At 62.6% G+C, this 10,851-nt stretch carries 10 protein-coding genes and 1 pseudogene; 6 read left to right on the top strand and 5 right to left on the bottom strand.

What is annotated here, in order from left to right:
* The 5 genes and pseudogenes from HBA54_RS13735 to HBA54_RS13715 all read left to right on the top strand — a co-directional run.
* Positions 1–620 (top strand): histone H1-like repetitive region-containing protein (locus tag HBA54_RS13735; RefSeq protein WP_167225460.1); only part of this gene is annotated, 620 nt, incomplete at its 5' end.
* A gap of 361 nt (positions 621–981) precedes the next feature.
* Entirely contained in the window at positions 982–2,358 is a 1,377-nt protein-coding gene (gene glmU / locus HBA54_RS13730; RefSeq protein ID WP_167225458.1) for a bifunctional UDP-N-acetylglucosamine diphosphorylase/glucosamine-1-phosphate N-acetyltransferase GlmU, read from the top strand.
* Between the two features lie 76 nt (positions 2,359–2,434).
* Entirely contained in the window at positions 2,435–4,258 is a 1,824-nt protein-coding gene (gene glmS / locus HBA54_RS13725) for a glutamine--fructose-6-phosphate transaminase (isomerizing) (RefSeq protein WP_167225456.1), read from the top strand.
* A 111-nt stretch (positions 4,259–4,369) separates the two neighbouring features.
* Positions 4,370–4,990 (top strand): annotated as a pseudogene (locus HBA54_RS13720) (TIGR03032 family protein); the annotation flags it as partial.
* A 414-nt stretch (positions 4,991–5,404) separates the two neighbouring features.
* Positions 5,405–6,457, top strand: a complete 1,053-nt coding sequence (locus tag HBA54_RS13715; protein ID WP_205944638.1) for a peptidoglycan-binding domain-containing protein — start codon at positions 5,405–5,407, stop codon at positions 6,455–6,457.
* Here HBA54_RS13715 and HBA54_RS13710 read toward each other — a convergent pair.
* From HBA54_RS13710 to HBA54_RS13690, 5 genes are all read right to left on the bottom strand, one after another.
* Positions 6,451–7,143 (bottom strand): plastocyanin/azurin family copper-binding protein, encoded by a 693-nt coding sequence (locus tag HBA54_RS13710; RefSeq protein ID WP_167225452.1) that lies wholly within the window; start codon positions 7,141–7,143, stop codon positions 6,451–6,453. The two genes, HBA54_RS13715 and HBA54_RS13710, sit on opposite strands and share 7 nt — an antisense overlap.
* Before the next feature lie 125 nt (positions 7,144–7,268).
* Positions 7,269–7,544 carry a hypothetical protein gene (locus HBA54_RS13705; protein WP_167225450.1) on the bottom strand — a complete coding sequence of 92 codons (276 nt, stop codon included), beginning with the start codon at positions 7,542–7,544 and terminating at the stop codon, positions 7,269–7,271.
* Between the two features lie 213 nt (positions 7,545–7,757).
* A complete protein-coding gene (locus HBA54_RS13700; protein WP_167225448.1) occupies positions 7,758–8,081 on the bottom strand; it encodes a hypothetical protein in 324 nt (107 codons plus the stop codon).
* 147 nt (positions 8,082–8,228) lie between these two features.
* Positions 8,229–8,417, bottom strand: a complete 189-nt coding sequence (locus tag HBA54_RS13695; protein WP_167225446.1) for a hypothetical protein — start codon at positions 8,415–8,417, stop codon at positions 8,229–8,231.
* A 254-nt stretch (positions 8,418–8,671) separates the two neighbouring features.
* Positions 8,672–9,127, bottom strand: a complete 456-nt coding sequence (locus tag HBA54_RS13690) for a hypothetical protein (protein ID WP_167225444.1) — start codon at positions 9,125–9,127, stop codon at positions 8,672–8,674.
* A 113-nt stretch (positions 9,128–9,240) separates the two neighbouring features.
* Here HBA54_RS13690 and gabD point away from each other — a divergent pair, with 113 nt between their 5' ends.
* The gene (gene gabD, locus HBA54_RS13685; RefSeq protein WP_167225442.1) at positions 9,241–10,728 is read left to right on the top strand and encodes an NADP-dependent succinate-semialdehyde dehydrogenase; all 1,488 of its coding nucleotides are present in this window, start codon (positions 9,241–9,243) and stop codon (positions 10,726–10,728) included.
* The last annotated feature ends 123 nt before the right edge of the window (positions 10,729–10,851 follow it).

The raw sequence follows: 10,851 nt of genomic DNA, 5'->3' as shown, positions 1-10,851 counted from the left end.
CTCGCAAGACGACGGCTCGTAAGAGTCCGGCTCGCAAGACGGCCGCCAAGAAGCGCGTAGTTCGTAAGAGCGCCGCGCGGAAGACGACCGCTCGCAAGACCACGGCTCGTAAGAGCCCGGCTCGCAAAACGGCCGCCAAGAAGCGCGTAGTTCGTAAGAGCGCCGCGCGGAAGACGACCGCTCGCAAGACGACGGCTCGTAAGAGTCCGGCTCGCAAGACGGCCGCCAAGAAGCGCGTAGTTCGTAAGAGCGCCGCGCGGAAGACGACCGCTCGCAAGACCACGGCTCGTAAGAGCCCGGCTCGCAAGACGGCCGCCAAGAAGCGCGTTGTGAAAAAGACTACCGCTCGCAAGACGACTGCCCGTAAGACGGCAGCGCGTCGGAAGCCTGCGGCACGTAAGACGGCGGCCCGCAAGCCTGCGGCTCGCAAAACGACGGCTCGCAAGACGACCGCGCGTAAGACGACCGCCCGCAAGGCGCCTTCCCGTAAGGCCATTGCGACGCGTCGCCTGATCGCGGCCCGTCTGGCATCGTCGCGTCCGTCGACGGCCAATCGCATGGCTGCGATTGCCAAAGCGACCCGCACCAGTTCCTACCGGAACGGCATGGCGCGCCGCTAACTACTGACGCGATTTCGGCTTATTGAGTGCAAAGTAGTAGGCGGAGGCGGGTACCCAGCGGTACCCGCCTCCCGTCATTCAGGGCTTGGGGCGGGTGCCAGCGGTACCTGCCTCCAGCCGTTTCGGCTGTGGGCCATGCTCAGAGACGCCGGCCCGCATTCTCCGAAGTGATGGCAGCGGCCCGGTTGTCATACTTGGCAACAGACTGTAATAAGCGGCAACAATTGTTGATTTGCTGGGGAAAATTCGCCTGTGGCATTCTCCGCCCGGTTCAGCGACAAGGGTTTGGTAAAACGATCCTGGTCCTCTCAACATCCACGCGGCCTTTCTTCAGTGCCCTTTTGATTTGTCGAATCCAACTATGTCAGATCGCAAACTCGCCGTCGTAATCCTGGCTGCCGGCAAAGGCAGCCGCATGAAGTCCGACCTGCCGAAGGTGCTGCACCCGGTCGCCGGAAGGCCGATGCTCCGGCACGTGCAGTCCTGTGTCGCCACGCTTTCCCCGGAAGAGACGGTGGTGGTGATCGCCCCGGGCATGGCCGATGTCGAGGCCGCCGTGGCGCCGAGCCGCTGTGCTGTGCAGAACAAACCGCTGGGTACCGGCCATGCCGTGGCGGCGGCGCGCGAGGCCTTGCAGCCTCTGCTCAGCATCGTCGAGACCGAGGTATTGGTGGTTTTTGGCGACACGCCCCTGCTCACGGCGGAGACGCTGAGCCGGATGGTGGAGGCCAGGGCTGCGCCGGGCGCGCCGGAGATCGTCGGCCTGGCTTTCCGGCCCGCTGATCCGGCCCACTATGGCCGCGTGATCCTGGACGACGCCGGCCGGGTCGAGAAGATCGTTGAGTTTGCCGATGCCGACTCCGCCCAACGCCAGATCGATCTCTGCAATGCCGGTATCGTCATCGGCTCCGGGCGACGCCTTTTCGATTTGATCGAGCGGCTCGGCAGCGATAACGCCCAGGGCGAGTACTACCTGACCGACATTTTCGGCCTGGCCCATCATGAGGGGCGCCCGGCGGGCGTTGTCGAGTGCCCCGCCGAAGAAGTGCTCGGCGTGAATTCGCGGGCCGACCTGGCACTGGTTGAGGGCGTCATGCAGGATCGCCTGCGCCGCCGGGCCATGGATGCTGGCGTTACCTTGATCGATCCGGCAAGTGTCTGGTTCTCCGCCGATACCATGCTGGGGCGCGATGTCACCGTACATCCCTCGGTTTTCTTTGGACCCGGCGTTACGGTCGGCGACCGCGTCGAGATTCGAAGTTTCTGCCATTTGGAAGGGGCAAAGGTTTCCGATGACGCAATCCTGGGACCCTTCGCACGCCTGCGCCCGGGCGCCCGTCTTGGTGAGAAGGTCCATGTCGGCAACTTCGTGGAGATAAAGAACGCCGAGCTTGGGGCAGGCGCCAAGGCGAACCATCTGAGTTACATCGGCGATGCCAGCGTCGGCGCGGCAGCCAACATCGGTGCCGGTACGATCACCTGTAATTACGACGGCTTTGCCAAGCATCGCACAACCATCGGCGCCGGTGCCTTCATCGGCTCCAACACCGCACTGGTTGCCCCGGTCGATGTAGGGCCGGGGGCGCTGGTCGGGGCCGGCAGCACCATCACCCGCGATGTGCCATCAGACGCCCTGGCGGTGGCGCGCGGCGAGCAACAGAACCGAGAAGGCCGGGCGGCCAGCTATCGGGCAGAGCAGAAAGCCAAGAAGGCCGAGAAAGACGGTCATCAGGGCTGAGGCCCAAACCCCCAATTCCCCGAACCGCTGGTTCTGCGTCGAACCGGCGGTTGGAAAGCAAGAGGATCACTGAAGCATGTGCGGCATCATCGGCATCATCGGCCTGGCACCGGTCGCCCCGTTGCTGGTCGACGGACTGAAGCGCCTGGAATATCGCGGCTATGATTCCGCCGGGATCGCTACACTGACCAACGGCTCCATCGATCGCCGCCGTGCCGAGGGCAAGCTGGTGAACCTGTCGGAGCTGCTGGAGCGCCAGCCGGTCGATGGCACCATCGGTATCGGTCATACCCGCTGGGCGACCCACGGCCGGCCCAGCGAGATCAATGCCCACCCCCATGCCAACGAGCGGGTTGCCGTGGTTCACAACGGCATCATCGAGAACTTCAAGGAGCTGCGCAGCGAACTGGCGGCGGCCGGCCACAGCTTTGAAACCGAGACCGACTCCGAAGTCGTCGTCCATCTGGTGCGCGACTATCTGGAAAAGCAGATGAGCCCACAGGAAGCCGTGGCCGCTACCCTGAAGCGCCTGGAAGGGGCGTTCGCCCTGGCGTTCGTCTTCGCCGGGCGCCATGACCTGATGATCGGCGCGCGCCGCGGCTCCCCCCTGGCGGTAGGCTATGGCGAGGGGGAGATGTTTCTCGGCTCCGACGCCCTGGCGCTGGCGCCGCTGACCAACCGTATCTGCTATCTGGAAGAGGGCGACTGGGTCGAACTGACCAAGGAAGCGGCCCTGGTGCACGATGCCGAGGATCGACCGGTAGAGCGGGAGGTCAAGCAGACGGCGTTCTCCGGGGCGATGATCGGCAAGGGCGAGTACCGCCACTTCATGCAGAAGGAGATCTTCGAGCAGCCGGCGGTGATCGGCGACAGTCTGCATTCCTTTCTCGATCCGCTGAGTGGAACGGTTCAACTGCCCGACCTCGGCATCGATTTTTCCGCCATCTCGCGGATAACGATATCGGCCTGCGGCACCGCCTACTTCGCCGGCCTGATCGCGAAGTACTGGTTCGAACAGATCGCCCGCCAACCCGTCGAAGTGGATATCGCCTCGGAGTTTCGCTATCGCGAGGCGCCGATGCCGGAAAGCGGCCTCGGGCTCTTTGTCTCGCAATCGGGCGAGACCATCGACACCCTGGAGGCGTTGCGCTACGCAAAGCGCTGCGGGCAGACCATCCTGTCCCTGGTGAACGTGCCGGAAAGTGCCATCGCCCGGGAGTCCGACGCCGTGCTGCAGACCTTGGCCGGGCCGGAAATCGGTGTCGCCTCGACCAAGGCCTTCACCACCCAGTTGACGGTGCTCGCCTGTCTGGCGCTGGCTACGGCGCGCGCAAGAGGCAGCATCGATGCGGCCCGCGAAGCGGCGCTGTCCCAGGCGCTTCTGGAGGTGCCGGCAAGGGTGGCGGAGGTCCTGAACCATGACACGACGATCCGCATGATCGCCGCCGATATGATGGAGGCGCGCGACGTTCTCTACCTGGGGCGGGGATCGCTTTACCCTATCGCCCTGGAAGGCGCCTTGAAGCTGAAAGAGATCAGCTACATCCATGCCGAGGGCTATGCCGCCGGTGAGATGAAGCATGGGCCCATCGCGTTGATCGACGAAGACGTTCCCATCGTCGTCTGCGCGCCGGCCGGGCCGCTGTTCGAAAAGACGGCGGCCAACGTGCAGGAGGTGATTGCCCGGGGCGGCAAGGTGATCCTGATCTCCGATGCCGAAGGAATAGCCCGGGCCGGCGATGAGGCCGCCCATGTGATAGAGTTACCCCCGGTTGATCCCTTTGTGGCGCCGTTGCTCTACACCCTGCCGATGCAGTTGCTGGCCTACCACACCGCCGTCCTAAAGGGCACCGACGTCGATCAGCCCCGCAACCTCGCCAAGGCCGTCACCGTCGAGTAGGGGCGGAATCCCTGGCGATATGACTCTTTGCTGCACTATGTGTCACGTATCTCCCCAGGGCACATTACTGCTCTAAGGTAATGAGAATTATAAGAAAAACAATCGCCCTTTCTCAGCAAGCTGGCGGCGGAGGACCGCTGCCATCTGAATGGCTTGGCGATGCAAGAGGGGCGGGCCCGCTATGTGACGGCGGTCAGCCAGTCCGACGTCGCCGACGGTTGGCGTGACCGCCGCGGCGACGGCGGCTGCGTGATCGATGTGGCCTCGGGCGAGATCGTCGTCGCCGGCCTTTCGATGCCCCACTCGCCGCGCCTGCACAACGGGCGGCTCTGGTTGCTGGATTCAGGGACCGGGTATTTCGGCTATGTCGATCCCGAGAAGGGGAATTTCGAGCGGGTGGCCTTCTGCCCCGGCTATCTGCGCGGGCTGAGCTTCATCGGCAACTTTGCCGTGGTCGGCCTGTCGCGGCCGCGCGGAAACCGCACCTTCAGCGGCCTGGCGCTGGACGACAACCTGGCCAAGGCCGACAGCGACGCGCGCTGCGGTCTGATGGTGATCGATCTGAAGAGCGGCGATATCGTCCACTGGTTGCGTATCGACGGCGTGGTCGAGGAACTTTATGACGTCGTGATCCTGCCCGGCGCCGTTCGCCCCATGGCGCTCGGCTTCAAGACCGACGAGATCCGCCGCGTCCTCAACGTCGGCGAGCCGGGGGCCCTGGTCCCGAACTAAGCCGCGCAATCGTGGGGTAAAGAGGCGCGAACCGGCCTGAATTCCTCGGCTTTGATCGCGTTGTGGTGGTTTCGGGACAACCGGGTTACAGCTCATCTGCTGGGCGCAATGAAGCACCTTCTAAATCAAAAAACTACGCATTTCATTTATTTGCCCCTTTTCACTTTATGATTGAGGGCCGATAGTTTGCTTGAGCCCCCCTTTGGTCGGGACAGTAATGGGGCTCGCGCGTCCTTCAGGTTTTGGTTTCTATCCGTCGATATCTGGGATTTGCGGCGGAAAGCGGGCCGAGACGGAGAGAGAAGGCGTGGTTGTGTATCCGGGGATGGGGCCATCGATGTTTGATAATGAATCAACAATCGAAGGGAATGGAAAATGCGCCCTATCCGAGTATTTCAAACGACAGCGGCTTCAATGCTGGCCCTCAGCCTTGCTGCCTGTGCCAGTAGTGACCCCCAGGTCTCCGAGACCCCCAAGATCTCCGACCTTGAGCAGCAGCTCAGCGATGTCAGGGCGGAGAACAGCGATCTTGAACAGCAGATCGCGGCCCTGAAGGACCAGGAGTCCGTTCTGCAGCAGACCGCGGCGACACCACAGGAGGATATGCTGCTGCCGCCGCAGGCAAAGGCGGGTGAGTGCTATGCCCGCGTCTTCGTGCCCCCGACGTACCGAACCTTGACGGAGGAGGTTGTCGAGGCCGAGGCTTCGGAGAAGATCGAGGTGATTCCGGCACGCTACGGCATGGTCAACGAGACGGTGCTGATCAAGGAGGAGAGTGAGCGGGTCGAGGTGATTCCGGCGACCTTCAAAACGGTGGAAGAGCGCATCCTCGTGCGCGAGGCCTACGATAAGATCGAAACCGTTCCCGCCGTCTACGGGACCCAGAGCGAACGTATGCTGGTGAAACCCGCTTACACGACCTGGAAAAAGGGACGCGGACCGATCGAGCGCATAGACGAGGCGACCGGCGAGATCATGTGCCTGGTCGAGATCCCGGCGGAATACCGGACCGTCTCCAAACAGGTGCTGAAGTCACCGGCGACAACGCGCAAGATTTCGGTGCCGGCGGAATACAGGACGATTACCAAGACCGTGATCGACCAACCCGCACGCACCCAGTCGGTGAAGGTGCCGGCCGAATACAGCAGCGTGCAGGTTCGCAAACTGCTGGAGCCGTCCCAGGAAAAGCGTATGGCGATCCCGGCACGCTATCAGAGCGTCTCGGTGACCGAGAAGGTGGATGACGGGCGCATGGAATGGCGGCCGATCCTCTGCGAGACCAACACCACGCCGGGTGTGGTAACCAGGATTCAATCGGCCCTGGCGACCAAGGGCTACAGCCCCGGTCCGGTTGACGGCGTGCTTGGCCCGCAGACCATGTCGGCGGTCAATGCCTTCCAACAGGCCAACAACATGAGCAGCGGCCAGCTCACCATCGAAACCGTAAAGGCGCTCGGCGTTCAGTAGGCCGACAGTCTGTTTTCTTGCATCGGAGAAGGGGGCCGGCTCAGCCCGGTCCCCTTAGAGGGCTTACCGTATCTGGATTGCCTATTCGATGGGGGGGGGCCTGCGAGCGATCGTTGAATTAAGGTGTTGAACGCGGTCTTCTCCCGTTTCGATGCCCGCATGCTTTCGATCTTTTGCGTAAAGGTCTTCCGGTCCTCCGGTGCGCCGACGATCACCAGCATCACCATGCCGTATTGCCCGTGGCGCCGGCAGGTGAAGCCGTAGAAACCTTCCTGATCAAAGCGCACGATTGCTTCCGGTTTGTGGGCTATCGCAACCGGCGCAACCGCTTCCGGCCATAACGCGGGAACGGAGTGAACCGTGTGGTGCGATCTTGAATTGAGAAAGGTGACGCTTTCCCCGGCTTCGATCCAGATGAGGTTGGGCGAGAAGCGGAACATGCCTGAGGCGGCGGTTGCGCTGGTATCGGTGATCTGATCGATCCGAACCGTTTGGCCGGCCTTTGCCGGGTCTGCCGACAGCATCAAGGCCGTCATCAGCATAACGAAGAAAACGACACGCATTTCAAAATGGCCATAAGTCGGGGGCTGATTGAATGTCGCCGGTAGAGTAGATATTTTGCGATTGATAATCAATATCATATAAGATGCGGCATGACGCCGCGCGATGAGGCGGGTGGCCTGCAAGCGGCAACGGCGCCGGTCGGCCGTGTTTTCAGGCTTTCCGACGCCGCGTTCTGCTTGGAAGGGGCGAAACTCAATCAGTTAGGCAAGGTCGTGGGTTCCAACGCGTCAAGCCATCGCAGGATGCTCTAATAGCGCGGCATGCCGTCGACCTTGCAGTCGCCGGTGGTATAGACCTGCTGCACGTGGCAGGTCCGGGTCATGTGAACCATTACATACCCGTTGCAGGAATTCAGCCTGACCCAGGCGTCCCAGCTATAGTTCGTCGCCGATTTTGCGCCTTTTCCCTGACGCGCGACTTTGATCGATTTCACATCGCTTTGCGGAATCGACATATTGGCCAGGGCTTCGTTGATTTGCGCCTCGCAGCGCAGCGCGGCGGAGGCCGGTTCGGACGCGGCCATCAGGACTGTTCCAAAAGGGAGGCTGAGAAAGCCAAGCAGGGCAAAGAGGCGCAGGGGCATTGCGGTACTCCGAAATGGTGTTACCCAGGTTTCGAAGATAGGTTGCATCAACACCATGCCAAGGGCCGCTGCCCTGCCATGCAAAGATCGCAGAGGTCGATGATGGCTGCCTGGGCTCCGGCGGGGGAAAGACCCGCCGGAAACCGCTGCCGGTCAGAAGCTGGATACGCCGGGCACTGCGCAGTTGCCGGTTGTATAGGTCTGCTTGACGAAGGCCGCACGGTTCATCTGGATCACCAGATAACCATCGCAGGCATTCAGGCGCACCCAGCTTTCGGCGCCGCGGATATCCGGTCCACGGTCGTTCTTGCGGCGCAGCAGTACCTGGCGGATCGATTTCACATCGCTCTCGGCGATGTCGAGTTCGGCCAAGCGCTCCTGGGTCTTCTGCTCGAACCTGTCGTCTGTGATATTCGCGAAAGCCGCGCCGCTTCCGGCGAAACCGGCAACAACCAGGGCGCCGATTACTGTCTTCATCGCTGTCTTGCGCATTCGGATCTGACCTCAAAAGAATGTTTCGTTGCAAGGTCAGATAAGTTGCTGACGGCGAAAACCCAGTCACGCATTTGGGGGAAGGCATTCACGCTTGCGTGTGTGCCGCCCCGACGCAACTTGCCCAGACGGTCAGTAGCGGGTAACGCCCTCGACCGAACAATCGCCCCGGGTGTAGCTCTGGCGGACAAAACAGCTGCGGGTCATGTCAATGACGAGAAACCCGCTGCAGGAATTCAGCCTGACCCAGGCACGCATGCCCAGGACGGCCGGGCCGTTCTCGGTCGGATTAAGCTTCCGCTCATATCGGATTGACGTCACGGCGCCGCTTTCCAGAGGCAGGCCTTTAATCACCTCGCCCGCTTCGGCTGTGCAACTGCGGGGCGCCTGGGCAAACGCGGTGGCGCCGAAAAAAGCGGAGATAAGAGGAAAGAGCGCATAAATAGCAAGCTGCCGGAGCATGTTGGGGAGCCTTACAAGTCAGCAATGAAACCCTGGGGCAGGGATGGGTGGAGCGATTCGGGCCTGCGCAGCAAAAGGCAGACACTACCGGTTGGGATCGAAGTAGGGTCGCCCTAGTAGTTTCGCAAGCCCTCAACCCGGCAATCGCCGCGGGTATAGGTCTGGCGGACGAAGCAGCCCTTGGTCATATTGATGACCAGATAGCCGCTGCAGGAATTCAGCCTGACCCAGGCATCGACACCGAAAATCTCGGGCCCGAAGTCATCGGAGATGTTGGTGCGTTCGATGATCCGCAGGCTTTTTACGTCGCCTTCCGCAAGGGGCAGCTCCTCAAGGTGTTCGGCGACCTCCTCGCTGCAGCGTTCGGCGGCCTCTGCCGGCGGCAGGATCAGCAGCGACGCCAGCAGGCTGACGCCGAACAGGGCACGGGAAAGGGCGCTTTTTGCGCTGAGGGGTCGCTGTATTGATGGCACCATGGTGTCATTCTCTCCGGTACGGCGGTAAGCGGCTTTGATCTTGGTCAGTTCCTGCTGGTCTCGGTCCCTGCAGGTCTGGGGTGATCGGCTCAAGCGGCTCTGCTTTGCAAGCCAGGCAATTGTCCTTTCCCCCGACGGGTCTATACTCCGCCTCAAGATCTGACAATGCCGGGAACAATACCCGGATAGACCTGAGGAGCCCAGAGATGACCGCACAAGCCCAACCCCTAGCCGCCGCAGCGCCGCGGCTCTCCGATCCCGGCCTGTTCCGCGAACAATGCTATATCGACGGCCGTTGGGTGGACGCCGACGGCGGTGGGGTCATCGACGTGACCAACCCGGCCAACGGCGAGACCCTGGGGTCGGTTCCGAACATGGGCGCGGCTGAGACCCGGCGGGCGATCGAGGCGGCGGAAAAGGCCTGGCCGGCCTGGAGCGGCCTGCTTGCCAAGGAACGGGCCACCATTCTGCGCAAATGGTTCGAGCTGATTCTGGAGAACCAGGAGGATCTGGCCCATCTGATGACCCTGGAGCAGGGCAAGCCGCTGGCCGAAGCCCGTGGCGAGGTGGTCTACGGCGCCGGCTTCATCGAATGGTTCGCGGAAGAGGCCAAACGCGTCTACGGCGACACGATCCCGCAGCATCAGGCCGACAAGCGGATCGTCGTGATCAAGCAGTCGATCGGCGTGGTAGCGGCTATCACACCCTGGAATTTCCCCAACGCCATGATCACCCGCAAGTGTGCGCCGGCCCTGGCGGCCGGCTGCCCGGTGGTCATCAAGCCGGCGGCCCAGACACCCTATTCGGCCTTTGCTCTTGCCGAGCTGGCGGAGCGCGCCGGTATCCCGGCCGGCATCGTCAACATCGTGACCGGCGATGCCAGGGCGATCGGTGGTGAGATGACCTCCAGCCCCATTGTGCGCAAGCTTTCCTTCACCGGCTCGACCGGGATCGGCAAGCTGCTGATGGAACAATGCGCTTCCACGGTGAAGAAGATTTCCCTGGAGCTGGGCGGCAACGCACCCTTCCTGGTGTTCGACGACGCCGATCTGGACGCCGCGGTCGAAGGCGCGATGATCTCCAAATTCCGCAACACCGGTCAGACCTGCGTCTGCGCCAATCGCATCCTGGTGCAGGAGGGCGTCTACGACGCCTTTGCCGCCAAGCTGACGGAGGCGGTGAAGCAGTTGAAGGTCGGCCCGGGTCAGGAAGAGGGTGTGGGCCAGGGTCCGCTGATCGACTCTGCGGCGCTGGCGAAGGTCGAGGAACATGTCTCCGACGCAACCGAAAAGGGCGCCCGGGTGGTGCTCGGCGGTGCCCGGCATGAACGTGGCGGCACGTTCTTCCAGCCGACGGTTCTGACCGATGTCACCACCGCGATGAAGATAACCCGCGAAGAGACCTTCGGGCCCGTCGCCCCGCTGTTCCGCTTCAAGACCGAAGAAGAGGGCGTGGCCATGGCCAACGATACCGAGTTCGGCCTGGCCGCCTACTTCTACGCCCGCGACATCGGCCGTATCTGGCGCGTCGGCGAGGCGCTGGAAAGCGGCATGGTGGGTATCAACACCGGCCTGATCTCCACCGAGGTCGCCCCCTTCGGCGGCGTCAAGGAGTCCGGCATCGGCCGCGAGGGCTCCAAGTACGGCATCGAGGAGTTCCTGGAGGTCAAATACCTCTGCATGGGCGGCGTGTAGCGGGGCGGGCAGCGCGCTCCCCCCTCACCCTCCCGCTGCGCGGGCCCCTCCCTCTCCCACGGAGGGGAGAGGGGGTTTAAGGCGACCCTTTTTGTTTCTCCCTCTCCCCTCCGTGGGAGAGGG

Origin of the sequence: Pelagibius litoralis (assembly GCF_011683915.1) — a bacterium.
Lineage (GTDB): Bacteria > Pseudomonadota > Alphaproteobacteria > Kiloniellales > Kiloniellaceae > Pelagibius > Pelagibius litoralis.
Note: the sequence above shows the minus strand (reverse complement) of the source record. Positions and strands in the feature narration are given on the sequence as shown.

Bases quoted from the DNA above. Each gene is read 5' to 3' on its own strand.
- glmU (WP_167225458.1), top strand. From the start codon at position 982: ATGTCAGATCGCAAACTCGCCGTCGTAATCCTGGCTGCCGGCAAAGGC.
- glmS (WP_167225456.1), top strand. From the start codon at position 2,435: ATGTGCGGCATCATCGGCATCATCGGCCTGGCACCGGTCGCCCCGTTG.
- HBA54_RS13715 (WP_205944638.1), top strand. From the start codon at position 5,405: ATGCTGGCCCTCAGCCTTGCTGCCTGTGCCAGTAGTGACCCCCAGGTC.
- HBA54_RS13705 (WP_167225450.1), bottom strand. From the start codon at position 7,544: ATGGCCGCGTCCGAACCGGCCTCCGCCGCGCTGCGCTGCGAGGCGCAA.
- HBA54_RS13700 (WP_167225448.1), bottom strand. From the start codon at position 8,081: ATGAAGACAGTAATCGGCGCCCTGGTTGTTGCCGGTTTCGCCGGAAGC.
- gabD (WP_167225442.1), top strand. From the start codon at position 9,241: ATGACCGCACAAGCCCAACCCCTAGCCGCCGCAGCGCCGCGGCTCTCC.